Origin of the sequence: Streptomyces sp. 147326 (assembly GCF_045000215.1) — a bacterium.
Lineage (GTDB): Bacteria > Actinomycetota > Actinomycetes > Streptomycetales > Streptomycetaceae > Streptomyces.
Window position 1 is genome coordinate 2,773,371 of the sequence record NZ_CP134201.1, and the last position, 26,789, is coordinate 2,800,159.

Consider the following 26,789-nt stretch of genomic DNA (forward strand, 5'->3'; position numbering starts at 1 on the left):
GTGAGGAAGCTCAGCTGCCGGGCAGTTCGAGGTCGCTCTTGTTGAGCTCCTCGATGTTCACGTCCTTGAAGGTCAGCACCCGGACCTGCTTCACGAAGCGGGCCGGCCGGTACATGTCCCAGACCCACGCGTCGGCCATCGAGACCTCGAAGAACACCTCACCCTGGACCGAGTGCACCTGCATCTCGTAGTCGTTGGTCAGGTAGAAACGGCGTTCGGTCTCGATCACATACTTGAACAGCCCGACGACGTCGCGGTACTCCCGATAGAGCTTCAGCTCCATCTCGGTCTCGTACTTTTCGAGGTCCTCGGCACTCATGGCATGTTCCCCTTCAGCCGTGCGTCCCCCTATTGTGCGCCAGGCCCATGCGCCCCTAAACGATTTCCGGGGCCAGGACCACCGGCGCACCCGGAGGACCGTCGTCGAGCAGCGTACGGAGCAGCTCGGCGAGTCTGGTCGGGTACACCGTCTCATGGGCCGAGAGAAGTTCCTCGGAGGTCCACCACCTGGCTCCGGTGACGCTGCGCCGCTCCAGCTCGGTGAGCCCGCCCATCTCGGTCGACGTCTGGCTGGTACGTGCCAGGAAGTACCACTCGTCCTGCTCCCAGCGGCGCCCGTCGAAGGGGAACGAGCAGTAGCGGTGCCACAGCACCGGCCCCAGCTCCACCTCTGTGATCCCCGTCTCCTCCGCCAGCTCGCGCAACGCGGCCTGCTCCCGGCTCTCGGAGCCCTCCAGCCCGCCGCCCGGGGTGAACCACCAGTCGTCCGAGGGGTCCGCCGGCTCGAAGCCGTGCAGCAGCAGGATCCGGTCGTCCGGGTCCAGGAGGATCACCCGCGACACCTTCCGGCGGCCGGTCCCGGCCGGGTCAGCTGACACCGGCCCGCTCCTGCCGCCGCCCGCGCCCCAGGACCCGCGCCACGGGCCCGTAGGCGGCCCCCAGCAGGACCAGGGCGGCGCCGGCCACCACCGCCACCAGCTGGAGCCGCAGCGGCCCGGGCCGCGAGATCCCGCCGGGCAGGGCGGCGTACGTGTCCGGGCGCTCCAGCATCTTCACGGAGGGCCAGGCCAGGGCGTCGACACGGGCGCTGACGGCCGACCTCGGCACGGTCCCCTGGCCGGCCTCCTGCAGGTGGGCCCGGGAGTCCAGTGAGGCGGCCCGCCGGTCGCCCAGCAGGAAGAGGTTCCCCTCGGGGACCGTCACCTCGAAGGGGGTCCCCGGCGGCGGGGCCTGCCCCGGCGGCATGGCGAGACCTGTGTCCGGCCGGGTGGTGTCGGCGTACGGCTCGTCCAGCGGCGTGCCGTTCACCGTCAGCCCGCCGCCCGCGCCGCAGCACTTCACGGTGTCGCCGCCGATGCCGACGACCCGCTTGACCATGGGCGAATCGCTCCACAGGGAATCAGTGAAGATGACCACGTCCCCGCGGCGCACCTCCCCGCCGTCGATGCGCTGCGCGAGCACCCGGTCCCCGGGCCGTACGGTCGGCATCATCGAGTCGGTCGGCACCGTGTAGGGCTGGTAGAGGACCGCCCCCCACACGAAGCCGCCGAGGAAGAGCGCAAAGCCGATGGCCACGGCGAGTCCCGACAGCACGTTGCCGAGACCGCCGCGGCCATCCTTGCCACTGCGTATTGCTTGTGTTCCGCCCATTGCAGCGCCCCCACACTCCGGGATCGTCGACCTGGGCGGCACCCTACCGGGCGGTACGACCGGTGGTCAGCTTCTGCCTGCGCCACATGACGAGCGGAACCGCCCCCACGAGCCCCAGCGCGGCCGGGCCCAGCCCGACCGGCGCCAGCCCGGCGGCCCCGAGACCGAGCGCGGTCGCGGCGGCCTGGTTGCCGATGCCCGGCTGGTCGAAGGTGTCCGGGATCGGCAGGGTCGACCAGCGGGTGACCGGCCACGCGATCACGACGGCCCGGCCGACGACCTTGTCGACCGGCACGAAGCCCTGGGTGGAGTCCTGCATGTGGTAGCGGGAGTCCTGGGAGTTCTGCCGGTGGTCGCCCATCACCCAGATCTTGCCCTTGGGCACGGTGATCGGGCCGAAGGGGGCGTCGTCGCACGGGGTGTTGCCGGGGAAGATGTACGGCTCGTCGAGCGCCTTGCCGTTGACGACGACCGGTCCCCCCTTCTTGCACTCGACCGTGTCACCGCCGATGGCGATCGTCCGCTTGATCAGGTCCTTCTCCTCGGCGGACGGCATCAGGCCGATCCAGCTGAGGGCCTTCTGCACGATGTTCGGCTCCGGAGTGGGCTCCCCCGAGAGCCAGTTCGCGGGGTCGTGGAAGACCACGACCTCACCGCGCTCCGGCTCGGAGCCGAACCACGGGGTCAGCTTGTCCACCAGCACCCGGTCCCCGCGCTGCAAGGTGTCCTGCATCGAGTCGGACGGGATCGAGAACGCCTGGACCAGGAAGGTCTTGATCAGCAGGGCCAGCAGCAGGGCGATGCCGATGAGGAGCGGAAGCTCCTTCCAGAACGAGCGGTGCGCGGGCGCCGCGGTACCGTCCTCGTCGGCCTCGCGCTCGACTGCATCGTCCGGCCGCTCCTCGCCCTCGTCGCGTCCGGAACGTGCGCCTACCGCCACATCCCCCACATCCACTCCTCACTCGCGATCGCCGCCCGGCCGGAACAGGCACGGGCCCTCCCCTCCCTTAACGAGCGGGAGTTCCCTAAGGCGCGGGAGACCGAAGACACACTATGCGAACGGCACGCCCCGACGGCGCCTGCGCCGTCCGCGTCCTTCACTCCGTGCCTGATCGGGCACCATGCGGAACGTCGCGGGCTGTTCCAGTCGCTTCCAGTGCCCGAACGGCCAGGCGATCACCACGGCTTCGCCCACGACCCCGTTCTCGTCGATGGTGCCTTCGAAGGCCTCGTCGAGGTGGAAGCGTGAGTCCGAGGAATTCGCCCGGTGGTCGCCCATCACGAAGAGCCGGCCGGCCGGTACATCGACCTCGAAGGTGATGTCCGAGGGGGCGTTGCCCGGATTCACGTACGGCTCGTCCAGCGGCGAGCCGTTGACGGTGACCCGGCCCCTGCTGTCACAGCACTTGACGGTGTCCCCGCCCACGCCGATGACGCGCTTGATGAGGTCCTGCTCGTCGGCCGAGGGCAGCAGGCCGATGAAGGTCAGGCCCTGCTTGATCTGTTTGACGCCGACCGGATCCTGGGCGGGCCGGGCCGCCTCGCCCCTGAGCCAGCCGCCGGGGTCCTTGAACACGACGACGTCGCCGCGCTCGACCTTGGAGCCGAACCACGGCGTCAGTTTGTCCACGAGGACGCGGTCGCCGATGCGGATGGTCTGCTCCATCGAGCCCGACGGGATGAAGAAGGCCTGGACCAGGAAGGTCTTGAGCAGCAGGGCTATGCACAGGGCCACCACGACCAGCAGCGGCAGCTCGCCCGCGCGGCGCGTGCGGCGGCGCCGGCGCACCTTGCGGGCCGTCCGGCGCCGTTCGGCCCGGCCGCCCTCGACCACCGGTGCGGGTGTCGGTTCCGGCTCCGGTTCGGGCTCCCATTCCCGTCCGCCGCGCGGCCGTCCGCGGCTACCCATGACCGCCGCCGACCGTACTCCAGCGCGAAACCGGCCAGCCGATCCAGTCGGCCCGCCCGATCACCTTCTCCACCGGCACCATCCCCCCGCCCGGTTCCCCCAGGTGGTCCCGCGAGTCCCGGGACTGGGACCGATGGTCACCCATCACCCACAGGGTCCCGAGGGGTACGACGATCCGGAACGGCACCCTCGAGGGGGCGTCACCGGGATACAGGTACGGCTCGTCCAGCGGCACGCCGTTGACCTGGACCCGCCCGCCGGCGTCGCAGCACACCACGTCGTCACCGCCGACGCCGACGACCCGCTTCACGAAGTCGGTGTCGGACGGCTCCGCGAGCCCGAGCGCCGAGGCCGCGCCGTGCAGCAGCACGCCGACCGGATTGCCGTCCGGGCGTTCCCGTACGAAGGAGCCCGTGCCGTCGAAGACCACCAGGTCCCCGCGAGCGGGCCGGTCACCGAAACGGTACGCCAGCTTGTTGACCAGCACCCGGTCCCCGACCTGCAGCGTCGGCTCCATGGAGCGGCTCGGGATCAGGAAGGGCTGGACCACGAAGTTGCTGAACAGCAGCAGGAAGACGGTGCAGATCACACCGAGCACGCCGGCCCGCCGCCAGGTCAGGGGTCCCCGGGCCGGCGCCCGCCCGTTCGCGGGCCGCCCGGACGCCCGCCTCCCCACCTCCGGTTTCCCGGCCGTGGAGAACGCAAAACGCGGCCGCTCTTCCCCCTCGCCGGGGGAAGAGTGGCCGCGCTGCGTGTGAGGTGCTTCGGTGTCCATCGGGGGCGAGCCTATCCGGCCGCCCCCGAACACCGGAGGCGACCTTACTTGTCGCGCTTCTCCTTGATCTTCGCGGCCTTGCCGCGGAGCTCACGGAGGTAGTACAGCTTCGCACGGCGCACGTCACCGCGGGTGACGAGCTCGATCTTCTCGAAGATCGGGGAGTGGACCGGGAAGGTACGCTCCACGCCGACGCTGAAGGAGACCTTGCGGACGGTGAAGGTCTCGGAGACCCCGGCGCCCTGGCGACGGATGACGACGCCCTTGAACTGCTGGATACGGGAGCGGTTGCCCTCGATCACGCGGACGTGCACGTTGATCGTGTCACCCGGGCGGAAGGCCGGGACGTCCGAGCGGAGCGCGGCGGCGTTGACGCCATCGAGCAGGTGAGACATGTTCTTCGTCTGCTTTCTTCGCACGACGCCACAGGTCGCCGGTGCGGGTTTCCGTAGAGAATTCGGGAGCCGCGAGACTCGGCGGACGACGGTCCCCCTGTGGCAGGGGCGCCCGCGAGCACACAGCAGCCGCCTATTCTTCCACGGCCTCGGGCCTGAGCCAAAATCGGCCGTCCGGAGACGGCGTCCAGCCCAGGATGGAGAGGATCTCCCGGTCCTTCTTGTCGAAGGCGGAAGCCTCGCAGCGCTCGATCAGGTCCGGGCGGTTCTGCGCGGTCCGGCGGAAGGCCTCGTCCCGGCGCCAGCGGGCGATCTTCCCGTGGTGGCCGCTGAGCAGCACCTCGGGAATGTCCCGGCCGCGCCACTGCGGGGGCTTGGTGTAGACGGGCCCTTCCAGCAGGTTGGCCATCTCGCCCGGCGCGAAGGAGTCGTCGCGGTGCGATTCGGCGTTGCCGAGCACCCCGGGCAGCAGCCGGGCCACGGCCTCGGTGACGACCAGGACGGCGGCCTCGCCGCCCGCCAGGACGTAGTCGCCGATGGAGACCTCGTACACCGGCATGCGGGTGGCGTACTCGTCCATGACCCGGCGGTCGATGCCCTCGTACCGGGCCGGGGTGAAGATCAGCCACGGCCGCTCGGAGAGCTCGACGGCCAGTTCCTGGGTGAAGGGGCGGCCGCTGGGCGTGGGGACGACCATGACGGGCCCGTGCGCGCCCGCCTCGTAGCCGTCGGCCAGCGCCGCGTCCAGGGCCTCGCCCCACGGCTCGGTCTTCATGACCATGCCGGGACCGCCGCCGTACGGGGTGTCGTCGACCGTGTTGTGCCGGTCGTACGTCCAGTCCCGCAGGTCGTGGACGTGTACGTCGAGCTGCCCGCGGGCACGGGCCTTGCCGACGAGGGAGACGTTCAGCGGCTCCAGGTACTCGGGGAAGATCGTGACGACGTCGAGACGCATCAGGCGCTGTCCCCGGAGTCCTCGTCACGGGCCGGGGCCTCGTCACGGGTCGAGACGATGACCGCTTCGCGCTCGTCGATCAGCCCGGGCGGCGGGGTGATGACGCAGCGCTGCTCCTCCAGGTCGATCTCGGCGACGATCTCCTCGACGAAGGGGATCATCACCTCGGAGCCGTCCGGCCGCTCGACGATGAAGAGGTCCTGCGAGGGCAGGTGGGAGATCTCGGTGATCCGGCCGATCTCGGTGCCGTCCTCCAGTACCACGTCCAGGTCCATCAGCTGGTGGTCGTAGTACTCGTCCTCCTCCTCCGGCAGCTCCGCCGGGTCCACCTCGGCGATCAGCAGGATGTTGCGCAGCGCCTCGGCCCCGGTGCGGTCCTTGACACCGGCGAAGCGGAGCATCAGCCGGCCGCTGTGCACCCGGCCCGTCTCGATGGTCAGCGGTCCCGCCGTGGCGGGCTCCGTCTTGAGCACGGCACCGGGGCTGAGCCGCAGCTCCGGCTCGTCCGTGCGCACCTCGACGGTGACCTCACCCTTGATGCCGTGGGCGCGGCCGATCCGCGCGACTACCAGCTCCACTGTGTGTCTCTCCTGTTCAGACGACGACGGGCCGGGGCGGGCACGAATGCCCTCCCCGGCCCGTGCCGGTGATTCAAATGCTCAGCGGACCTGGTCCACGTCGACGAGGTCGACGCGGATCCCCCGGCCGCCGATGGCGCCCACGACGGTACGCAGAGCACGTGCGGTGCGGCCGTTGCGGCCGATCACCTTGCCGAGGTCGTCGGGGTGAACCCGGACCTCGAGCACCTGTCCACGGCGCAGGTTGCGCGAGGCGACCTGCACTTCGTCGGGGTTGTCCACAATGCCCTTTACGAGGTGCTCAAGAGCCTCCTCGAGCATGCTCAGGCCTCGGTCGACTCGGCGGTGGCCTCAGCCTCAGCCTCGTCCGCCTTCTTGTCGGCCTTCTTCGCCTTCTGCGTGATGGCCTCGCCCTTGCCCTCACCGATGCCCTCGAGGGCCTTGGCGAACTCGTCGAAGGAGCGACGCTTGCTCTCCTTCGTCTCCGGCTGCAGGAGCGGCGCGGGGGCGGGGAGACCCTTGTGGGCCTGCCAGTCACCGGTCAGCTTCAGGATGGCGAGCACAGCCTCGGTGGGCTGGGCGCCGACGGACAGCCAGTACTGCGCACGCTCGGCGTTGACCTCGATGCGCGACGGGTTGTAGGTCGGGTGGTAGATACCGATCTCCTCGATCGCGCGACCATCCCGGCGGGTGCGGGCGTCGGCGACGACGATGCGGTAGTGCGGCTGGCGAATCTTGCCGAGGCGCTTGAGCTTGATCTTGACTGCCACTGGAGTGGTGTCTCCTGAACTTGACGTGGTTGGGCACATGAGATGCCACGTGGGGTTGCGGTACTCGGGTGCCCGATGGACGCGTCAGCCGGAGGAGAGAGGGGTCCTATGCGACTGTCGAGTACAGCTAGCCATTGTGCCATACGCCCGCGGCGCGCTCCGCCGGGCGGTCGGGTCCGTCTCCCGCGGGCGGCCCGCTCCCGTCTCCCTGCGGGCACGGGGTACCGCAAGGACGGCGGAGCGGGGCGCGGGGCGCGGCCCGCCGGTGGTGCGGCGGTGCGGGCTGCCCGCGTGTGCGCCGGCGGTCGCCCCGGTGGGGGCGAGGGCCCGGCGGCCGGTTCGCCGTGGGGCGGTGGCCCCGGTGGCGGCGGTGAGGGCGGTCAGGAGGCCGCCGCGATGGCGACTTCGGGGATGCGGAAGGGCTTCATGCACCCGCCGCACACGATCGGCGCCTGGGCCAGCACGGAGGGGACCACCCGTACGTTGCGCCCGCAGTCGCAGACCGCCTTGACGCGCACGCCGCCGCCGGAGGACCCGTGCCGGGCGGCCGGTCCGCGGAAGCTGCGCTTGGTGTCGGCGGCCGTGGCCGCGGTGTGCGCCTTCAGGGCGCGCTGCAGCCGTTCGATGGTGGGGCGGTAGCGCCGCTTCGCCTCCGGATTGAGCGTGACGAGCGAGAAGCCGCTGCTGGCGTGCGGCTCCTCGGAGTGGTCCAGGCCCAGTTCCTCGGCGATCGCGAGGAATCTGCGGTTGTGGTAGCGGCCGGCGCGCGAGGTGTCTCGGACTCCGCGGGCGGCGGCGATGCCGTGGACTGCCTCGTGCAGCAGTCGCTCGAAGGAGAGCTCGGCGCCGCAGGCGGACGAGGACTCTCCGATCAGGGACTCGGGCGCGGCAAGGTCAGGCAGCTCGGAGTGGTGCCGCTGAATATCGGCCCACGCCTGCGCCAGCTCTGCGGCGAGAACAGGTGGTGTCGTGCTCACGTCGTGACAACGAGCCGAGGTGCCCGGGTGTTCCGATTCCGGGCCATTCCAAATTTTTTGCACGTACCAGTCAGTTCAGTCTCATGCGTGCTGACGAGGACGGGTGCGCCGATCTCAGGAGGAGTCGGTACTTAACGAGGACCAACGACGAAGCTGCCCCGGCGCGCGGCACGAGCCGCACGCCGGGGCAGAAGAGCCTTCGGGCCCGGTCAGTACGAGCGCGCGACGATCGCGAGGGTACCGGGGGCGTCGTCCGCCTCGGGGACCGACCCGTCCTCGGCGATCAGGCAGCGCACGGAGACGGCCTGCTCGGCCAGCTTGGCCTCGCCCTCCGGACCGAGGTCCGCCCACGGGATCCGCGCCCAGCCGCCGGCGATGGCGGCCTCGGCGGCCTCCTCGATGGTCGAGACGTCGGAGGTGCGGGACACTCGGCGCTCGCGGGACTCGCGCAGCAGCTGCGCCTGGTCCTCGTCGAGCACCTTGGGCAGCAGGTCGGCGAGCGCGTCGATCTGCACCGGGGTCTTCCCGCCGGGGATCCGGCGGGCCAGCATCGCGGTGCCGGCCTCCAGGTCGCGGGGGCCGATCTCGATGCGCACCGGTACGCCCTTGAGCTCCCAGTCCACGGCGCGGCGGCCGAAGGGGGTGTCCACCCGGTCGTCGACCTGGACGCGGAGTCCGGCGGCCTTCAGCTGGGCGCCGAGCTCGCGGACCTTGGCGACGGCCTCGTCGCCCTTGATCGCCATGACGACGACCTGGACGTGCGCGAGGCGCGGCGGGACCCGGAGGCCGTTGTCGTCGCCGTGGGACATGATCAGGCCGCCGACCATGCGGGTCGAGACGCCCCACGAGGTCTGCCAGACGAGCTCCTGCTTGCCTTCCTTCGACAGGTACTGGGTGTTGAAGGCCTTGGCGAAGTTGGTGCCGAGCTCGTGGCTCGTGCCCAGCTGCAGGGCCTTGCCGTCGCCCATCATGCCCTCGAGGGTGAGGGTGTTGATGGCGCCGGCGAAGCGCTCCTTGGCGGTCTTGCGGCCGAGCACGACGTCGATGCCGAGCACGTTCGTCATGAAGTCGCCGTAGACGTCCGTGTGGATGCGGGCGGCGTAGTCGCGGGCGTCCTCGTAGGTGGCGTGGGCGGTGTGGCCCTCCTGCCAGAGGAACTCGCTCGTACGGAGGAACACGCGCGGGCGCATCTCCCAGCGGACCACGTTGGCCCACTGGTTGATCAGCAGGGGCAGGTCGCGGTAGCTCTGGACCCACTTGGAGAAGTAGTCGTTGATGATCGTCTCGGACGTGGGCCGGACGACGACCGGCTCTTCCAGCTCCTTGCCGCCGCCGTGCGTGACGACCGCGAGCTCGGGGGCGAAGCCCTCGACGTGCTCGGCTTCCTTCGTCAGGTACGACTGCGGGATGAAGAGCGGGAAGTACGCGTTCTGGGCGCCCGCGTCCTTGATGCGCGCGTCCATCTCCTGCTGCATCCGCTCCCACAGGCCGTAGCCGTACGGTCGGATGACCATGGTGCCGCGGACCGGACCGTTGTCGGCCAGCTCGGCCTTGTTGATCAGATCCTGGTACCAGCGGGGGAAATCCTCCGCCTGCGGGGTGAGAACGGGTGCCTTTGCCATGCCGCGAATCGTACGGCGCCCGGCACGCGATACGTGAATCGGGTGCCTCGCTCCTCTGGACGCGGGGGCGAATGGGGAGTTCTCTGGCAACGGGGGCAAGGGGGCGAGACGGAATCAGGAGCGCTCTTTCGATGACACCGACGCCGACGGCGACGCTCGTCGCCCGGGACTGGGCGGAGATCCAGGAACGGATGCTGGTACCGCTGTACGAGGCGGTCTACGACCGACTGGAGGTCGGGCCGGGTGACCGGCTGCTGGGCCTCGACTGCGGGGCCGGCCTGGCCCTGCTGCTCGCGGCCGGGCGGGGAGCCGTGGCCACGGGCGTGGAGGCGGATCCGGCCCGGCGGGCCCTGGCCCGTGAGCGGCTGCTGGAGGTACTGGCGGCCCCGCCGTCGGCGCCCCGCCCGTACGACGCCCTGCTGGCCTTCTCTCCGTCCCCGGCGGCCCTGGCCGCGGCCCTGCCCGCGGTACGCCGCGGCGGGGCGGTGGTGCTGGCCGACTGGGGCCCGGCGGAGCGCTGCACGGTGCCCGCGGTCCTGGGCGGCGGGCCCTCGCCGAGGGACCTGGACGCGCTGGTGGAGCGGGCCGGGCTCAGACCGGACGGATCGGGGCGGGTGTTCTGCCCGTTCGGGTACGCGGACGTGGACAGCGCGGTGCGCGGGCTGCTGTCGACCGGCCTCTACGACAGCGCGGCCGACCCCGCGCTGGCGGAGAAGGAGCTGGCCGAGGCGCTTCACCCGTTCGAGCGGTCCGACGGCGCCGTGTGGCTGCCGAACATCTTCCGGTATGTGATCGCCCGGACGGACTAACGGCCGTGCGACTGTGCGGCCGGTCCCGTCAGTCGGCGTCGTGGGCCTTCGTCAGGCGGGTGATCCCGGCGGCGGCGTAGGCGGCCGTCTCGTCGAGGGTCTCGTTGGCGAGCAGGGCCTCGGCCAGGGCGTCGAGCTGCGGGCGGTGTTCGCGCAGGAGGCGGCAGGCCTCCGCGTAGCACTCGTCGACGATCCGCCGCATCTCGTGGTCCACCGCGTCGAGGGTGGCGGGGGCGGCGGACAGGCCGTACGGGCCGCCGCCGTCGGGCGGGATGGCGGTGAGCTTGCCGACGCGGTCGCTCATGCCCCAGCGGCCGACCATCCCCCGGACGATGTTGGTGACCTGTTCGAGGTCGTTCTCCGCGCCCGTGGTGATGACGTCGTAGACGACGTGCTCGGCCGCCATGCCGCCGAGCGCCCCGATGACGCGGCCGCGCAGGTAGGGCTCGGTGTAGGCGTAGCGGTCGGCGTCCGGGGTCGAGAGGGTGACGCCGAGGGCGCGGCCCCGGGGCACGATCGTGATCTTGCGGACCGGGTCGGCGCCCGGCTGCAGCATGCCCAGGAGGGCGTGGCCGCTCTCGTGGTAGGCGGTGCGGCGGCGCTCCTCCAGCGGCATTACCAGGGACCGCTCCGCGCCGAGCTGGACCTTCTCCAGGGCGTCGGACAGATCGGACTGGGTGACCTGGTCCTGCCGGCGCTTGACGGCCAGCAGCGCGGCCTCGTTGGCGAGGTTGGCCAGTTCGGCGCCGGTCATTCCAGGGGTGGTACGGGCCACCTGCGCGAGGTCGACGCCCGGGCCGAGCGGGATGTCCCGGGTGTGGATGCGCAGGATGGCCTCGCGGCCGGCCCGGTCGGGCGGGGAGACGGCCACCGTGCGGTCGAAGCGGCCGGGGCGGGTCAGGGCGGGGTCCAGGACGTCGGCCCGGTTGGTGGCGGCGAGGACGACCACCCCCTCCGAGCCGGAGAAGCCGTCCATCTCGGTGAGGATCTGGTTCAGGGTCTGTTCGCGTTCGTCGTGGCCGCCCATGGCCGCGCCGCCGGCGCGCACCCGGCCGATGGTGTCGATCTCGTCGATGAAGATGATCGCGGGGGCCACCTTGCGCGCCTCGGTGAAGAGTTCGCGGACCCGGGAGGCGCCGACGCCGACGATCATCTCGATGAACTCGGAGGCGGACGCGGAGAAGAACGGCACCCCGGCCTCGCCCGCGACCGCCCGCGCGAGCAGGGTCTTGCCGGTGCCGGGCGGCCCGGCCAGGAGGACCCCGCCGGGCATCCGGGCGCCCAGCTTCCGGTAGGCCTGCGGGTTCTTGAGGAAGTCGACGACGTCGTTGAGCTCGCCCTCGACCTCGTCGATGCCGGCCACGTCCTCGAAGGTGGTGCGCTTGCCGCCCGTCTCCAGCTCCACCGGCTTGGGCGGGGCCTTGCGGCCGAGGGCGCCCATGGCGCCCATACCGCCGCCCATCCGGCGGGCGATGACCACCCACAGCAGGACCAGCAGGAGCATCGGGGCGAGGGAGAGGAGCAGATTGACGAGGAAGCTGCGCTGCACGACGACCGGGGAGGCCGTCACGGTCACGTTCTGCTTGGTGAGGTCGGCCCACAGGTCGTCGTCGGCGAAGGCCGGGCGCTGGGTGACGAATTTGGTGTAGTCCCCCTTGTCCCCGTCGGGCAGCGGTTGCTTGGCCTTCAGCTCGCCCTGGATCGCGTCGCCCTTGGAGTAGATCTTCGAGACGTTGCCGCCGGCCACCTGCTTGCTGAACTCGGTGTACGAGATGGTCGGCTCGTCCCCCTCGTTGAAGAAGGACAGCACCAGGTTGGTCACCAGGTAGACGATCAGGGCGGCGAGGATCAGCCCCCTCCAGCCGCCCGGCATCCTCTTCTTCGGCGGAGGCGTGGGCGGGGCGCCTTCCGAGCGCCAGGGCGTGTCGGCCCGGTCGCGGGGAGGTACGGGGGTGGGGCTGGGCACGGGGCGCCTCCTTCTGCCATCCTCCCGGCCGACGATAAGCGACAAATCGACCCGTTGCCCCGCAGAAGGCGGAGGGCCCCAGCCGTGAGATCACGACCGGGGCCCTCCGCTGCCTGCCTGCGCAGGTACTACTTCATGAACTTCTTGAACTCGTCCGGAAGGTCGAAGTCCTGGCCCGGCTGGCCACCGCCGGCGGGAAGGCCGAAGGGGCTGCCGCCGGCCGCGGGCTCGATCTCCTGCGGACCCTGCTCGCGGCGGGCCGCTGCTGCGGCCTCCTCTTCCTTGCGCTTCATCGGGTTGCCGCTCTTGCGCTTGCCCTTGGCCTGCTTGACCTGCTTCTTCTGCCGGCCCGGGCCGCCGCCCATCCCGGGGATGCCGGGCATGCCCGGCATGCCGCCGCCCTGGGCCATGCGGGACATCATCTTGCGGGCTTCGAAGAACCGCTCGACGAGGCCCTTGACGGCACTGACCTCGGTGCCGGAACCCTTGGCGATGCGGGCACGGCGCGAGCCGTTGATGACGTGCGGGTCCTGGCGCTCGGCCGGGGTCATCGACTTGATGATCGCGGCCATGCGGTCGACGTCGCGCTCGTCGATGTTGTTGATCTGTTCCTTGATCTGCCCCATGCCGGGGAGCATGCCGAGCAGCTTGGAGATGGAGCCCATCTTCCGGACCTGCTCCATCTGGGCCAGGAAGTCGTCGAGCGTGAACTCCTTGGGACCCTTGGCGAGCTTGGCCGCCATCTTCTCGGCCTCGGCCTGCGAGAAGGTCTTCTCGGCCTGCTCGATGAGGGTGAGCATGTCACCCATGTCGAGGATCCGGCCCGCCATGCGGTCGGGGTGGAAGGCGTCGAACTCGTCGAGCTTCTCGCCGTTCGAGGCGAACATGATCTGCTTGCCGGTGACGTGCGCGATGGAGAGCGCGGCACCACCGCGGGCGTCGCCGTCGAGCTTCGAGAGCACGACGCCGTCGAAGCCGACGCCGTCGCGGAAGGCCTCGGCGGTGTTGACCGCGTCCTGACCGATCATGGCGTCGACGACGAAGAGGATCTCGTCGGGGCTGACGGCGTCGCGGATGTCCGCGGCCTGCTGCATCAGCTCCTGGTCGATGCCGAGGCGGCCGGCGGTGTCGACGATGACGATGTCGTGCTGCTTGGTCCGCGCGTACTCGAGGGAGTCCTTGGCGACCTGGACCGGGTCACCGACACCGTTGCCCGGCTGGGGGCCGTAGAAGGCCACGCCCGCGCGGTCGGCGACGACGGAGAGCTGGTTGACGGCGTTGGGGCGCTGGAGGTCGCAGGCGACGAGGAGCGGGGTGTGGCCCTGCCCCTTGAGCCAGAGGCCGAGCTTTCCGGCGAGGGTGGTCTTACCGGCACCCTGGAGGCCGGCCAGCATGATCACGGTGGGGGCGGTCTTGGCGAAGCGCAGCCGCCGGGTCTCGCCGCCGAGGATCGTGACGAGCTCGTCGTTGACGATCTTCAGGACCTGCTGGCCGGGGTTCAGCGCCTTGCTGACCTCCTCGCCGCGGGCCCTCTCCTTGACGTTCGCGATGAAGGAGCGGACGACCGGGAGGGCGACGTCGGCCTCGAGGAGGGCGATACGGATTTCCCGGGCCGCGGAGTCGATGTCAGCCTCGGACAGCCGGCCTTTGCCGCGCAGGCCCTTGAAGGTATTCGCCAAGCGGTCGGAGAGCGTATCGAACACGGTGGTCGCGATTCCTCGGGTCGGGGGCGTGGTGGTCGTCCCCCAGGGTATCGGGCCGCGCCGCCTGCATGGCCCTGCGGGCGGCTTTCCCCTCCCCGCCCCTTCCCGGAACCGGGCTCCGCCCGGACCCGCGCCTCGGTCGCCGGAGGGGCTGAAGGATCCAGCCCCGCCGGCGTTTGAGGAGCGGAGGCCCGGGGCGGCGCCCCCGAAGACGGCGCCGCAGGGCTACGACAGGGCCGCCTGCACCGAGCCGGCCAGGCCGGCCGCCTCCTGCGGATCCAGGGGCTTGCCGTCCGCAGTGGTCACGTACAGCGTGTCCACCGCATTCGCGCCCAGCGTCGAGACGTGCGCGCTCCGCACCCTGACGCCCGCCGACTCCAGCGCCCGCCCGATCCGGTGCAGCAGGCCGACGGCGTCGGGCGCGCGCACCTCCAGGACCGTGGCCAGGGAGGAGACGTCCGGGACGACCGTGACCCGGGGCGGCGGCGGAGTCACCCCGCGCCGGCGCGGGTACGCCGCCTCGCGGTCCGCCAGCTTCGCCGGGACGTCCAGCGAGCCGTCCAGGGCCCGGACCAGGTCGCTGCGCAGCCGCGCGGCCTGGGGCAGCGCCCCGTACTCCGCCGCCACCCGCCACCGCAGCACCAGGACCTCGCCCAGCTGGTCCGGCAGTTCCATGGAGCGCAGGTCCGCCGCCCGGACGGTCAGCCGGTGCAGGGCCAGCACCCCGGCCACCGCCGGGAGGACCCCCGGCTGGTCGGGAACGGCCACGACGAGTTCCCCGCCGACCGCGTCCTCCTCCTGGCGGCCGTGGAGCGCGAGCACCGGCTCCCGGGTGCGCAGGGCCTCCACCGCCAGGCGTTCCTGTTCCGTGGTCGGGATCTCCGCCTCCCGCACCGCCGGGGCCGTGCCGCGCAGCACGGCGGCGACCCGGGCGACGAGGTCCGCCACCAGCGATCCCCGCCAGGCGCTCCACGCGGCGGGCCCGGTGGCCAGGGCGTCCGCCTCCGTCAGGGCGTGCAGTATCTCCAGCGTGCCCACCGACCCCACGGCGTCGGCGACCGAACGGACCGTGGCCGGGTCGTCCAGGTCGCGCCGGGTCGCGGTGTCGATCAGCAGCAGGTGGTGCCGTACGAGCGCCCCCAGCACGGCGGCGTCCTGCGCGTCGAAGCCGACGCGGGCGGCGACGTCGCGGGCGATCGTCTCGCCGGCCACCGAGTGGTCGCCCGGCCAGCCCTTGCCGATGTCGTGCAGGAGGGCCGCCATCAGCAGCAGGTCGGGGCGGCCGACCCGGCGGGTGAGGGCCGCGGCGCGGACCGCCGTCTCGATGAGGTGGCGGTCCACCGTCCAGGTGTGGACGGGGTTGCGCTGCGGACGGCACCGCACCCGCTCCCAGTCGGGAAGCAGCTGCGTGATCAGGCCTTCCGCTTCCAGGGCCTCCCACACGGCCACGGTGGGCTCCCCCGCGCCGAGCAGGGTCACCAGCTGCTCGCGCGCCTCGGCCGGCCAGGGCACGGGGAGCGGTTTGCCCTGCGCGGCGAGCCTGCGTACGGCGTGCAGCGACACGGGAAGACCCGCCTGCGCGGCGGCCGCGGCGAACCGCAGGGGCAGGACGGGATCGCGGTCGGGGCGCGCGGCCAGGGCCAGTACGGCCTCTCCGTCGGACTCCACCACGCCCTCGGCCAGCGGTGCCCGCGCGGCGGCCGCGGCGCCCCGGGCGCCCAGCAGGCCGCGCAGCCTGGGCCGGGCGGCGCGGGCCCGCAGCACCCGCCCGACCTCCCGCCAGGTCACGTCACCGGCGTACGCGACGACGCGCGCGGCCTCGTACACCTCGCGGAGCAGGGCGTCCGCGTCGAGCAGCCCGAGCTGCGCCGCGACCTGGTCCTGTTCCTGGAGCGAGAGCCGGTCGGTGGCCCGGCCGGTCACCAGGTGCAGGGCGTCGCGCGCGTCGAGGAGCCGCCGCCGGGCCTCGGCGAGGCCGTCGCGCGGGGCGTCGGCCAGCCAGGAGGCCGCGACGGCCCGCAGCGCGGTGATGTCGCGAAGCCCGCCGCGGGCCTCCTTGAGGTCGGGTTCGAGCAGGAAGCGGAGCTCTCCGGCGCGCTCGGCCCGCTCGCGGCACAGGGAGTGCAGTTGCGGGAGCCGCTTGGCGGCCTGGTTGCGCCAGTCGGCCAGGACGGAGGTGCGCAGGCCGGCGAGGAGTCCGGCGTCACCGGCGACGGTCCGGGCGTCGAGCAGGCCCAGCTGCACCTTCAGGTCCTCGGCGGCGGTCTTGCGGGCCTCGCCGGGGGTCCGTACCGAGTGGTCGAGGGCGAGGCCGAGGTCCCACACCGGGTACCAGACGCGGTCGGCCAGCGCGCTCAGCGCCCGCGGCTCCGCCTTGCCGTCGTGCAGCAGCACCAGGTCGAGGTCGCTGCGCGGGGAGAGTTCGCCCCGCCCGTAGCCGCCGACGGCCACCAGGGTGGCGCCGCGGACGCCCGTCTCCCGTACGGCGCTCGTGAACAGGGCGTTCAGCCATTCGTCGGTCAGCCCGGACAGGGCGGAACGCCGCGAAGGCCCGGACCGCGACTCCTCCTGGAGGAGTCGCAGCCGGGCCGCGGCGTATCCGCTGGGTCCCGAGTCGGCCGTGTTGTCCGTGGTCTCTTCGACGCTCGTCACCCAGAAGCTCCCGTCACCTAGAGCGCGTCAGCGCCGCGCTCGCCGGTGCGGACCCGTACGACCGAGTCCACGGGGACGCTCCACACCTTGCCGTCACCGATCTTGCCGGTGGCCGCCGCGCTCACGATGACGCGGATCAGTTCCTCGGCGTCAGAGTCGTCGACCAGCACCTCGATACGGATCTTGGGCACGAGGTCCACCTGGTACTCGGCACCGCGGTAAACCTCGGTGTGACCGCGCTGGCGGCCGTAGCCGCTGGCCTCGGTGACCGTGAGGCCCTGCACTCCGAAGGTCTGGAGGGCTTCCTTGATCTCGTCCAGCTTGTGCGGCTTGACGATCGCGGTGATCAGCTTCATGCGTCAACCTTCTTGCTCGCGGCGGAGGGGGCGGGTGCGGCGGTGCTGCGCGAGGCTGCTCCGCCACCGGCTCCGCTGAAGTCGTAGGCGGTCTCGGCGTGTTCGACCTGGTCGATGCCGGCGACCTCGACGTCCTCGCTGACCCGCATCCCGATCGTCTTGTCGAGGAGGAAGGCGAGCAGCGCGGACGCCACCAGAGAGTAGGCGAGGACGGAGAAGACTCCGATGGCCTGCTTGCCGAGCTGTTCGAGGCCGCCGCCGTAGAAGAGGCCGGCCACGTCGGACTGGACCCCGCCGGTGGCGAAGAGGCCGACGAGGAGGGAGCCGGCGACACCGCCGACGAGGTGGACGCCGACCACGTCGAGGGAGTCGTCGTAGCCGAACTTGTACTTGAGGCCGACCGCCATGGCGCAGAGCACACCGGCGATGACGCCGACCGCGATGGCCCCGAGCGGGCTGACCGCACCGCCGGCGGGGGTGATGGCGACGAGGCCGGCGACCGCGCCGGAGGCGGCGCCGAGGGTGGTGAAGGAGCCGTGGCGCAGCTTCTCGTAGGCGAGCCAGGCGAGCATCGCGGCGGCGGTGGCGACCTGGGTGTTGACGAACATGACCGCGCCGACGCCGTCGTCGTTGCCGAGCCAGGAGCCCGCGTTGAAGCCGAACCAGCCGAACCAGAGGAGACCGGCGCCGAGCATCACGAGGGGCAGGCTGTGCGGGCGCATCGGGTCCTTCTTGAAGCCGACGCGCTTGCCGATGACCAGGATCACGCCGAGGGCGGCGGCGCCGGCGTTGATGTGGACGGCGGTGCCGCCCGCGAAGTCGATGACGCCGAGCTCGAAGAGCCAGCCGCCGGCTCCCCAGACCCAGTGGGCGACGGGGAAGTAGACGACGGTGACCCACAGGACGGTGAACAGGGCCCAGGCGCTGAACTTCACGCGGTCGGCGAGGGCGCCGCTGATCAGGGCCGGGGTGATGACGGCGAACATCAGCTGGAAGACGGCGAAGACGTAGACCGGGATGGTGTAGCCGTCCCACAGCTCGGTGATCCCGATGCCGCTGAGGCCCACGTAGTCGGAGTTCCAGCCGATGAGGGAGCCGGAGTCGGTGCCGAAGGCGAGGCTGAAGCCGTAGAGGACCCAGAGGATCGTGACGATCCCCAGGCTGATGAAGCTCATCATCAGCATGTTGAGGCTGCTCTTGACGCGGACCATGCCTCCGTAGAAGAAGGCGAGTCCCGGGGTCATCAGCATGACCAGGGCGGAGCAGATGAGCATGAACCCGGTGTTCGCGGCAGACAGCGTCGGGGCGTCTGCCGCGAGGGTCGTGATGGCTGATGCCATCGGCGTCTCCTCGTCGTCGGTACGTTCGCGTGCGGGCGATCGTGAAAACCTGAGCGGCGGCATTGGGAACTGGCCGGTTATTGACCATGAGATTCGCGCAGGCCGGTTTCCGGCGGCGCCGCTGGGTGTTTCGCGCCGATGACGAAGAGGTCGGGCGTGTTACGCGTCAATGAACTGGGCGGGTGGTGCAACCGGCCGCGGCGGTGACCCGGACGTCCTGGCTGGGGGAGCCTGATCGGGCTTCACGGGGTGACTGCCGCGGCCGGGGTTCGAGGGGCGGCCGCCGGGGCCGTCAGACGGCCTCCGCGGCTTCGGGGAGCCGGGAGGCGAGGTGGTCGGTGAGCCGGACCACTTCGGCGACGTCGCCGTACTCACGGGCGGCGCTGTCGACGGTCTTGCGCAGCCGGGTGTTCACCCGTTCGGACCGCACCTTTCCCGCCACGTCGAGGGCCCGGTCGACGAGCGCCGCGGCCTGCTCGGGCTCGCGCTGGAGCATGTGGACGGTGGCCATGCCGATGAGGTTGAGGGCGTAGGAGCGCTGGTGCTCCTCGTCCTTCTCGAAGAGCTCGACGGCCCGCTCCATGACGGGTTCCGCGAGGGAGGCGTACATGGGGCTGCGCCCGGCCACGTAGGCCAGGTCCCGGTACGAGTGGGAGTTCTCGCCGTTCAGCTCGGCCTCGGAGAAGAAGCGGATCCAGTCGGGCTCGGGCTCGCCGCCGAAGGCCACGTCGGAGAAGGTGTCCTCGGCCATCCGCACGGCCCGCTTGCAGCGGCTCGGCTGTCCCATGTTGGCGTACGCGCGGGCCTCCATCGCATACAGCATGGCCTGGGTGCGCGGGCCGGCGCAGTCGCGGCTGCCGTACTGCGCGAGGTGGACGAGTTCGAGGGCGTCCTCGGGGCGGCCCAGGTGGATCATCTGCCGGCTCATGCCGGAGAGGATGTACGAGCCGAGGGGCTTGTCGCCGGCCTCCTTCGCGGCGTGCAGGGCGAGGACGAAGTACTTCTGCGCGGTGGGGTGCAGGCCGATGTCGTAGCTCATCCAGCCGGCCAGCTCGGCCAGTTCGGCGGCGACCTTGAAGAGCCGCTTCATGACCGGGGCGGGGTGGTTCTCCTGGAGCAGGTCGGTGACCTCGTGCAGCTGGCCCACGACGGCCTTGCGGCGCAGCCCGCCCCCGCACTGGGCGTCCCACTGGCGGAACATGACGGTGGTGGCGTCGAGGAGGTCGAGTTCCGGTTCGGAGAGCCGGGGCGGGCGGTGGCCGCCGAGGGCCCCCGTCGGCCCCGCCCCGCGCGGTCCCGGGTCGGCGGCCGGTACCGGGACGAGCCAGCGCTGCATGGGCTCGATGAGGGCGGGGCCGGCGGAGAGGGCGAGCGAGGTCCCGAGGAAGCCGCGGCGGGCCAGCATCAGGTCGCTGCGGGAGAACTCGCCGAGCAGTTCGACGGTCTGCGGGCCGGCCCAGGGCAGGTCGACCCCGGAGACGGACGGGGTCTGGTGGGCGGTGCGCAGGCCGAGCTGCTCGATGGCGACGACGGAGCCGAAGCGCTCGGAGAACAGCTCGGACAGGATGCGCGGGACGGGCTCGCGGGGCTGTTCGCCGTCCAGCCAGCGGCGCACCCGAGAGGTGTCCGTGCTGATGTGGTGGGCGCCCATCTGACGGGCCCGGCGGTTGACCTGCCGGGCGAGTTCGCCCTTGGACCAGCCGCTGCGGACGAACCACGAGGTCAGCTGGTCGTTGCGCGCAGCAGCGTCCTCGATCGTTCCGCTTGCGCCGTTGCCGCTCACTGGAACGCCCCCATCCGCTCAGCCTCTTCCACACGAAACCCTGGCCGGGGCGCAGGGCGCCGCCACGGACCTTCACAGATCCTTCACACATTGCCTCCGGCATACCCACGGACGAGCATGCCTTGGGGGTTCGTGTACCGAAAGTAATCCTACGATCACCCCTGCGGCGAGGTCGATTCCAGAAACGCCACCATTCGCCACCCCTTCGAATGAACTCGCCACCGGCCAGGCGCGATTCACTTGACACCGAGGTGAAACGGATCGGTTGGACTGGAGTGCGCTCGGGGCGCGCGCGGCGAGGAGTGCGCCGGGCAGTCCTGGCGGGCACCTCGCGGCGGACCGCTGTCCGCACGTTCGGCCGACGTCGTCACCACGGGCGTCGTAACCACCGGCGCGTCCGACCCGTTGGAGGGGGCATGGGCATGGGCTTCACGATCGGCGGCAGCCGCGGCACCAAGGAGTTCCGTTCCGGCACCCGGCGCCGCGGCCGGACCTCGGAGTGCACGGCGGTGGCGGAGTACACCGGGCTGTGGGGCTGGGACGTGGTCCCCGGCGCCCGCGCCGCGGCGCCCGCCCGCGACTGTTCCTGCGGGGACGCGGAGTGCGTCTCCCCCGGGGCGCATCCGCTGCCCTTCGCACCCACCGTCAAGGCCGGGGCCACCCTGGACGAGGTCACCGAGGCCTGGGGCGATTACCCGGGCGCCGCGGTACTGCTTGCGGTGGGCCGTGCCTTCGACGTCATCGAGGTCTCCGAGGAGGCCGGGCGCCGGGCGCTGGTGCGGCTGGAGCGGATGGGGCTGCCGCTCGGCCCGGTCATCGTGACCGCGGACGGCCGGGCGCAGTTCTTCGTGGCCCCGGGCGCGGCGGCCGAGCTGCCGCAGCTGCTGTACCGGATGGGCTGGGACGACGCCGACCTCGACCTGCTGGCCCTGGGCCACGGGGCCTACGTGACGGCGCCGCCCTCGGACCGGGCCGGCCTCGGCCAGGTCGGCTGGCTGCGGCCGCCCGCGCTGGACTCGGCCGGGGGCCCGCCGCAGGCCCGGCTGCTGCTGGGCACCCTCGCCTACATCTGCCACCGCTCGCGCCGGTAGGCGCGCCCCGCACGCAACGGTGCCCCCGCGTTCCGGTCGGAACTCGGGGGCACCCGTGGTGCGTGCAGACGGCGCTCAGTCGCCGATGAGGGCGTCGACGAACGCCTCCGGCTCGAAGGGGGCCAGGTCGTCCGGACCCTCGCCGAGCCCGACGAGCTTCACGGGGACGCCCAGCTCGCGCTGGACGGCGACGACGATGCCGCCCTTGGCCGTGCCGTCGAGCTTGGTCAGCACGATGCCGGTGATGTCCACGACCTCGGCGAAGACGCGGGCCTGGGTCAGGCCGTTCTGGCCGGTGGTGGCGTCGAGGACCAGCAGGATCTCGTCCAGCGGACCGTGCTTCTCGACGACGCGCTTGACCTTGCCGAGCTCGTCCATGAGGCCGGTCTTGGTGTGCAGGCGGCCGGCGGTGTCGATGAGCACCACGTCGGCGCCCTCGGCGATGCCCTCCTTGACCGCGTCGTAGGCGATCGAGGCCGGGTCGCCGCCCTCCGGGCCGCGCACGGTACGGGCGCCGACCCGGTCGCCCCAGGTCTGGAGCTGGTCGGCGGCGGCGGCACGGAAGGTGTCGGCCGCGCCGAGCACCACGCTGCGGCCGTCGGCGACGAGCACGCGGGCCAGCTTGCCGGTGGTGGTGGTCTTGCCGGTGCCGTTGACACCGACGACCATGATCACGCCGGGCGTGTCCTCGCCGCTCTCCGTCTTCACGGCGCGGTCGAAGTCGGTGCCGACCAGGGTCAGCAGCTCCTCCTTGAGCAGGGCGCGCAGGTCCGCGGGGGTGCGGGTGCCGAGCACCTTGACCCGGCCGCGGAGCCGGTCGACGAGCTCCTGGGTGGGCACGACACCGACGTCGGCGATGAGGAGGGTCTCCTCGATCTCCTCCCAGGTGTCCTCGTCGAGGTGCTCCCGCGAGAGCAGCGTGAGCAGCCCCTTGCCGAGGGAGTTCTGCGACCGGGCGAGGCGGGCGCGCAGCCGGACCAGGCGGCCGGCGGTGGGCTCGGGCACCTCGATCTCGGGGGCGGGCGGAGCCTCCACGACCGGGTCCTCGACGGCGGCCGGCGTGGCGAGGGCGGCCTCCGCCTCCGGGAGTCCGACCTCCTCGATCGTGCGGCGCGGCTCTTCCGCCGTCTCTACGGCGTCCTCCCCCACCTGCGGTTCGGCAGGCGGGGCAGTGATGGTCGGCGTGCTGGGCGGTGCCGGGGGCGGCAGCTGCTTCTTCTTGCGGCTGCTGACCACGAGCCCGCTGATCGCGCCGACCGCGACCAGGGCGATGACTACAGCAAGGATGAGGATGTCCATAACCTCACCAGTATCGGCCACGGGCGGCCCGGAGCTCGGACCCCGGGCGTTCAACCGGGACGTAAGCCTCTGTTTGTGGTTTTAGCGGCAAATCTACGATGATGGACGACTTCCCCTCGTCCCTCCCCCACGGAGCAGCCGCATGCCTGCCGAGCCCGCCGACGGCGGAACCGAAACCGCGATCGAGACCCGCGGATTGGAGCCCGTCCCGGACGGCGAACGCGGCGGCCGGGTCCGCGACCTGGTGCCCACGTGGGTCGCCGCCAACATCAGCGTGCTGCTGCTGACCATGGGCGCGGGTCTGGTGATCTTCAACAAGCTCAACATCTGGCAGGTGCTCGTCGTCGCGGTGGCCGCGCCGGTCGTCTCGTACGGGATCGTCGGCCTGATATCGATCGCCGGCAAGCGCGGCGGCGCTCCCGGCATGGCCCTCTCGCGGGCCGTGTTCGGCCAGCGCGGCAACCTCTTCCCGGGCTCGCTGATCTGGGTGGCCCGCTGGGGCTGGGAGACGATCAACGCGGTGAGCGGCGCCTACGCCGTGCTGACCGTGCTCGACCTGCTCTTCGGGATCAAGAGCAACACCCCGCTCATCGTGGTCACCCTGCTGTTCTTCGTGGGCTGCACCTTCGTGGTCTCCGGCCTCGGCATCAAGGCGCTGCGCGTCTGCTCCACGTGGTCGACGTACCTCTTCGGCGCCTTCAGCGTGCTCGTCCTCGGGTACCTGCTCGTCACGACGGACTGGTCCGCCGTCCTCGGCAAGCCGGCCGGCTCCACCGCGATGATGATCGCGGGCATCGGCACCATCGCGGCCGGCGGCATCAGCTGGGTGCCCTCGGGCCCCGACTTCACCCGCTACCTGCCGCGCACCGCCTCCTCCAAGGGGCTGGTCGGCGCGACGATCGGCGGCGCCGGCGTCGTCGTGCTCCCGATGGTCCTGATGGGCGCGGTCATGGCCGTCGGCACCCCGGACCTGGCCACCGCCCAGGACCCCGTGTCCTTCATCGGCGAGCTGCTCCCGACCTGGATCGCGGTCCCGTACCTGCTCGTCGCGCTCGTCGGGATGCTGCTGATCAACTCGATGTCCATGTACTCGGCCGGCTTCACCGCGCAGACCCTCGGCATCAAGGTCCCGCGCGCGTGGGCGGTCAGCGTCAACGCGGCCATCAGCCTGGTCTTCGGCTTCCTGCTGATGGTGGTCGCGACGAGCTTCTTCGGCTCCTTCATCTCCTTCCTGACGCTGCTGGCCGTGGCCTTCTCGGCGTGGATCGGCGTCTTCGGCGTGGACATGCTGCGCCGACGGACCTACGACGGGGCCGCGCTGCTGGACACCACGCGGACCAGCGCCTACTGGTACCAGGGCGGGTTCGCCTGGCAGGCCATGACCGCGTGGGCCCTCGCCCTGGTGGTCGGGCTGCTGTTCACCTCGGTGGACTGGTTCAGCGGGCCGCTCGCCACCACCTGGACCGGGCGCAACGGCCTCGGCTGGGTGGCCGGCATCGTGACCTCGGGCGTGCTGTACGCCGTCCTGCCGCGCACGGCCCCCGCGGAGCCGGCCCCGGCCGCGGCGGAGGAGCCCGCGCTCGCCGGATCCCTGTCAAACTGACGCTGCGTCAGCTAACGTCCCCCTTCGCCCGCCCACCCACATCCGGCGAAGGGGGACTCCTCCATGCCCATCACCGTGGCCCGGTTCAATCTCGTCGACCCGAACGGCACCCCCGAGTCCCTCTCCGCCCGCTACAAGGCGGCGCTGGAGATGGCCCGGTACGCGGACGACCGCGGGATCGACACCATCCAGACCGAGGAGCACCACGGCACCGGCAACAACTGGCTGCCCTCCCCCTTCGCCTTCGCGGGCGCGGTCTTCGGCGCCACCCGCCGGATCGCCGTCACCGTCTCGGCGATCATCGGCCCGCTGTACGACCCGCTGAAGGTGGCCGAGGACATCGCCGTCCTGGACCTGCTGAGCGGCGGCCGCCTCGTGACCGTCGCGGGCATCGGCTACCGGCCCGAGGAGTACGAGCAGCACGGTGTGGAGTGGGGCCGGCGCGGCCGGCTCCAGGACGAGCTGCTGGAGACCCTGCTGAAGGCGTGGACCGGCGAGCCCTTCGAGTTCCGCGGCCGCTCGGTACGGGTCACCCCGGCGCCGTTCACGCGGCCGCACCCACTGCTGCTGGTCGGCGGCAGCTCCGAGGCGGCGGCCCGCCGCGCGGCCCGGCTGGGGCTGCCGTTCTTCCCCAGCGCGCACCTGCCGGAGCTGGAGGCGTACTACAACGCGAAGCTCGCGGAGTACGGCACGGAGGGCTTCTGCATGATGCCGGCGGCCGAGACCCCGCTGCTGCACATCGCGGAGGACCCGGACCGGGTCTGGGCGGAGCACGGCGACCGCTTCCTGCACGAGGCCGGAATGTACGCGTCCTGGCAGTCCAAGGACATCCGCAGCGCCGTACGGTCGGCCGCGCGCTCGGTGGCGGAGCTGCGCGCGGAGGGTGTGTACCGGATCCTCACCCCGGACGAGGCGGTCGCGTACGCCCGGGGCGCGGGCGAGGCGGGGAACCTGGTCCTGCACCCGCTGTGCGGCGGGATGCCGCTGGACGAGGGCTGGCGCAGCCTGCACCTGCTGTGCGAACAGGTACTGCCCCGGCTCAAGGACTGAGCCGGGGCAGTATCGAGGAGAGGGGTGGTGGCGGGGATGGTTACCCCATCTCCTCCAGCGCCTTGCCCTTGGTCTCCGGCACCCACTTGAGGATGAACGGGATCGAGAGCAGGGCGAAGAACGTGTAGATCACGTACGCGCCGGCGAGGTTCCAGTCCGACAGCGTCGGGAACGTGACGGTGATGACCCAGTTGGCGATCCACTGGGCCGCGGCGGCGACACCGAGCGCCGCGGCCCGGATGCGGTTCGGGAACATCTCGCCGAGCAGCACCCAGACGACCACGCCCCAGGAGAGGGCGAAGAAGAGCACGAAGGAGTGGGCGGCGACGAGTGCGATCGTGCCCTGGGTGTCGGGAATGGTGATGTTGTCGCCGCTGCCCTGCTTGTACGAGAACGCCCACGCGCAGAGGCCGAGGGAGACGGCCATGCCGGCCGAGCCGATGAGGGCCAGCGGCTTGCGGCCGATCCGGTCGACGAACACCATCGCGATCACCGTGCCGATGATGTTGATGATCGACGTGGTGAAGGAGTAGAAGAACGAGCTGCTCGGGTCGATGCCGACGGACTGCCACAGCGAGGAGCTGTAGTAGAAGATCACGTTGATGCCGACGAGCTGCTGGAAGACGGAGAGGCCGATGCCGATCCAGACGATCGGCAGGAAGCCGAAGCGGCCGCCGAGCAGGTCCTTGAAGGTGGACTTGTGCTCGGAGCGCATGGCCCGGTCGATCTCGGCGGCGCGCGCGTCGATGTCGATCTTCGAGCCCTCGACCTCGCGGAGCACCTTCTTGGCCTGCTCGGTGCGGCCGACGGAGATCAGGTAGCGGGGGGACTCCGGGATGACGAAGGACATCAGCCCGTAGATCACGGCCGGGATGACCATGATGCCGAGCATCCACTGCCAGGCCTCCAGGCCGGCGATCTCGCCGCGCTGGTCGCCGTCGGCGAGGTTGAGGATGGCCCAGTTGACGAGCTGGGAGACGGCGATGCCGATGACGATGGCGGCCTGCTGGAAGGAGGCGAGACGGCCGCGGTAGGCGGCCGGGGACACCTCGGCGATGTAGGCGGGGCCGATGACGGAGGCCATGCCGATGCCGAAGCCGCCGATGACGCGCCACATGGCCAGGTCCCACAGGGCGAACGGAAGGGCCGAGCCGATGGCGCTCGCGGTGAAGAGGACCGCGGCGATCTGCATACAGCGGATTCGGCCGATCCGGTCAGCGATGCGGCCGGCGGTGGCGGCGCCGAAAGCGCAGCCGATGAGTGCGGCGGCGATCACCTGGGCGAGCGCCGCGGACCCGACGTCGAACCGTTCGCGGATGGCGACGACGGCGCCGTTGATGACGGAGCTGTCGTAGCCGAAGAGGAAACCGCCCATCGCCGCGGCCGCGGCGATGAAGATGACGTGCCCGAGGTGGTCGGGGCGTGCCTCCCGGCCACTGCCGGACGCGGGTGCGTTCGCTGTGCTGGTCAAGGTGTGCTCCTGGGCCCGGCGCCGACGGCGGGCGG

The 26,789-nt window shown here is 71.5% G+C and carries 25 protein-coding genes; 4 read left to right on the plus strand and 21 right to left on the minus strand.

Annotation, left to right across the window (positions count from 1 at the left end; all coding sequences use genetic code 11):
• Positions 1 to 10: 10 nt before the first annotated feature.
• The 13 genes from RIU97_RS11975 to proS form a co-directional block, all read right to left on the minus strand.
• Positions 11 to 319, minus strand: a complete 309-nt coding sequence (locus RIU97_RS11975; protein WP_005311352.1) for a DUF2469 domain-containing protein — start codon at positions 317 to 319, stop codon at positions 11 to 13.
• Between the two features lie 55 nt (positions 320 to 374).
• Positions 375 to 878, minus strand: a complete 504-nt coding sequence (locus RIU97_RS11980) for an NUDIX hydrolase (protein ID WP_404956030.1) — start codon at positions 876 to 878, stop codon at positions 375 to 377.
• Positions 868 to 1,650, minus strand: coding sequence for a signal peptidase I (gene lepB / locus RIU97_RS11985; RefSeq protein ID WP_404956032.1), 783 nt, complete (start codon positions 1,648 to 1,650; stop codon positions 868 to 870). The genes RIU97_RS11980 and lepB (RIU97_RS11985) overlap by 11 nt, the downstream gene beginning before the upstream one ends.
• 43 nt (positions 1,651 to 1,693) lie before the next feature.
• Positions 1,694 to 2,590, minus strand: coding sequence for a signal peptidase I (gene lepB / locus RIU97_RS11990; RefSeq protein WP_404962819.1), 897 nt, complete (start codon positions 2,588 to 2,590; stop codon positions 1,694 to 1,696).
• Positions 2,591 to 2,701: 111 nt separating this feature from the next.
• Positions 2,702 to 3,559: a signal peptidase I gene (lepB, locus tag RIU97_RS11995; protein ID WP_404956034.1), complete on the minus strand. Its 858-nt coding sequence runs from the start codon at positions 3,557 to 3,559 to the stop codon at positions 2,702 to 2,704.
• Positions 3,552 to 4,334 carry a signal peptidase I gene (lepB, locus tag RIU97_RS12000; protein WP_404956036.1) on the minus strand — a complete coding sequence of 261 codons (783 nt, stop codon included), beginning with the start codon at positions 4,332 to 4,334 and terminating at the stop codon, positions 3,552 to 3,554. The genes lepB (RIU97_RS11995) and lepB (RIU97_RS12000) overlap by 8 nt, the downstream gene beginning before the upstream one ends.
• A 44-nt stretch (positions 4,335 to 4,378) precedes the next feature.
• Positions 4,379 to 4,729, minus strand: a complete 351-nt coding sequence (gene rplS / locus RIU97_RS12005) for a 50S ribosomal protein L19 (protein WP_030823745.1) — start codon at positions 4,727 to 4,729, stop codon at positions 4,379 to 4,381.
• Positions 4,730 to 4,862: 133 nt separating this feature from the next.
• Complete coding sequence (gene trmD, locus RIU97_RS12010) at positions 4,863 to 5,684, minus strand: tRNA (guanosine(37)-N1)-methyltransferase TrmD (RefSeq protein ID WP_404956039.1); 822 nt, start codon at positions 5,682 to 5,684, stop codon at positions 4,863 to 4,865.
• Positions 5,684 to 6,262 carry a ribosome maturation factor RimM gene (rimM, locus tag RIU97_RS12015; RefSeq protein WP_404956041.1) on the minus strand — a complete coding sequence of 193 codons (579 nt, stop codon included), beginning with the start codon at positions 6,260 to 6,262 and terminating at the stop codon, positions 5,684 to 5,686. The genes trmD and rimM overlap by 1 nt, the downstream gene beginning before the upstream one ends.
• Before the next feature lie 81 nt (positions 6,263 to 6,343).
• Positions 6,344 to 6,583 carry an RNA-binding protein gene (locus RIU97_RS12020; protein ID WP_030011889.1) on the minus strand — a complete coding sequence of 80 codons (240 nt, stop codon included), beginning with the start codon at positions 6,581 to 6,583 and terminating at the stop codon, positions 6,344 to 6,346.
• Positions 6,584 to 6,585: 2 nt separating this feature from the next.
• Complete coding sequence (rpsP, locus tag RIU97_RS12025) at positions 6,586 to 7,032, minus strand: 30S ribosomal protein S16 (RefSeq protein ID WP_404956044.1); 447 nt, start codon at positions 7,030 to 7,032, stop codon at positions 6,586 to 6,588.
• 380 nt (positions 7,033 to 7,412) lie between these two features.
• The gene (locus RIU97_RS12030) at positions 7,413 to 8,009 is read right to left on the minus strand and encodes a hypothetical protein (RefSeq protein ID WP_404956046.1); all 597 of its coding nucleotides are present in this window, start codon (positions 8,007 to 8,009) and stop codon (positions 7,413 to 7,415) included.
• Between the two features lie 209 nt (positions 8,010 to 8,218).
• Positions 8,219 to 9,631 (minus strand): proline--tRNA ligase, encoded by a 1,413-nt coding sequence (proS, locus tag RIU97_RS12035; protein WP_404956048.1) that lies wholly within the window; start codon positions 9,629 to 9,631, stop codon positions 8,219 to 8,221.
• 131 nt (positions 9,632 to 9,762) lie between these two features.
• On the opposite strand from proS, the gene RIU97_RS12040 reads away from it, so the two are divergent.
• On the plus strand, positions 9,763 to 10,440 hold the full coding sequence (locus tag RIU97_RS12040; protein WP_404956050.1) for a methyltransferase type 11: 678 nt from the start codon (positions 9,763 to 9,765) through the stop codon (positions 10,438 to 10,440).
• A gap of 28 nt (positions 10,441 to 10,468) precedes the next feature.
• Here the strand turns inward: RIU97_RS12040 and ftsH are convergent, their stop codons facing one another.
• The 6 genes from ftsH to RIU97_RS12070 form a co-directional block, all read right to left on the minus strand.
• Positions 10,469 to 12,406 carry an ATP-dependent zinc metalloprotease FtsH gene (gene ftsH / locus RIU97_RS12045; protein WP_404956052.1) on the minus strand — a complete coding sequence of 646 codons (1,938 nt, stop codon included), beginning with the start codon at positions 12,404 to 12,406 and terminating at the stop codon, positions 10,469 to 10,471.
• Positions 12,407 to 12,534: 128 nt separating this feature from the next.
• Positions 12,535 to 14,109: a signal recognition particle protein gene (gene ffh / locus RIU97_RS12050; RefSeq protein ID WP_404956054.1), complete on the minus strand. Its 1,575-nt coding sequence runs from the start codon at positions 14,107 to 14,109 to the stop codon at positions 12,535 to 12,537.
• A 225-nt stretch (positions 14,110 to 14,334) separates the two neighbouring features.
• Positions 14,335 to 16,761 (minus strand): [protein-PII] uridylyltransferase, encoded by a 2,427-nt coding sequence (locus RIU97_RS12055; protein ID WP_404956057.1) that lies wholly within the window; start codon positions 16,759 to 16,761, stop codon positions 14,335 to 14,337.
• A 17-nt stretch (positions 16,762 to 16,778) separates the two neighbouring features.
• The gene (locus RIU97_RS12060) at positions 16,779 to 17,117 is read right to left on the minus strand and encodes a P-II family nitrogen regulator (RefSeq protein ID WP_030708521.1); all 339 of its coding nucleotides are present in this window, start codon (positions 17,115 to 17,117) and stop codon (positions 16,779 to 16,781) included.
• Positions 17,114 to 18,457, minus strand: a complete 1,344-nt coding sequence (locus RIU97_RS12065) for an ammonium transporter (protein ID WP_404956059.1) — start codon at positions 18,455 to 18,457, stop codon at positions 17,114 to 17,116. Before RIU97_RS12065 ends, RIU97_RS12060 begins: the two co-directional genes overlap by 4 nt.
• Positions 18,458 to 18,749: 292 nt before the next feature.
• Positions 18,750 to 20,240, minus strand: a complete 1,491-nt coding sequence (locus tag RIU97_RS12070; protein ID WP_404956061.1) for a hypothetical protein — start codon at positions 20,238 to 20,240, stop codon at positions 18,750 to 18,752.
• A gap of 422 nt (positions 20,241 to 20,662) precedes the next feature.
• On the opposite strand from RIU97_RS12070, the gene RIU97_RS12075 reads away from it, so the two are divergent.
• Positions 20,663 to 21,331: a bifunctional DNA primase/polymerase gene (locus tag RIU97_RS12075; protein ID WP_404956063.1), complete on the plus strand. Its 669-nt coding sequence runs from the start codon at positions 20,663 to 20,665 to the stop codon at positions 21,329 to 21,331.
• Positions 21,332 to 21,406: 75 nt separating this feature from the next.
• On the opposite strand, the gene ftsY is transcribed toward RIU97_RS12075, so the two are convergent.
• Positions 21,407 to 22,630, minus strand: coding sequence for a signal recognition particle-docking protein FtsY (gene ftsY, locus RIU97_RS12080; RefSeq protein WP_404956065.1), 1,224 nt, complete (start codon positions 22,628 to 22,630; stop codon positions 21,407 to 21,409).
• Between the two features lie 142 nt (positions 22,631 to 22,772).
• On the opposite strand from ftsY, the gene RIU97_RS12085 reads away from it, so the two are divergent.
• Together RIU97_RS12085 and RIU97_RS12090 are read left to right on the plus strand one after the other, a co-directional pair.
• Positions 22,773 to 24,233 (plus strand): cytosine permease, encoded by a 1,461-nt coding sequence (locus tag RIU97_RS12085; RefSeq protein WP_404956068.1) that lies wholly within the window; start codon positions 22,773 to 22,775, stop codon positions 24,231 to 24,233.
• 63 nt (positions 24,234 to 24,296) lie between these two features.
• Positions 24,297 to 25,283, plus strand: a complete 987-nt coding sequence (locus RIU97_RS12090; RefSeq protein WP_404956070.1) for an LLM class flavin-dependent oxidoreductase — start codon at positions 24,297 to 24,299, stop codon at positions 25,281 to 25,283.
• A gap of 40 nt (positions 25,284 to 25,323) precedes the next feature.
• Here RIU97_RS12090 and RIU97_RS12095 read toward each other — a convergent pair whose 3' ends face one another.
• The gene (locus tag RIU97_RS12095) at positions 25,324 to 26,754 is read right to left on the minus strand and encodes a sugar porter family MFS transporter (RefSeq protein ID WP_404956073.1); all 1,431 of its coding nucleotides are present in this window, start codon (positions 26,752 to 26,754) and stop codon (positions 25,324 to 25,326) included.
• Between the last annotated feature and the right edge of the window lie 35 nt (positions 26,755 to 26,789).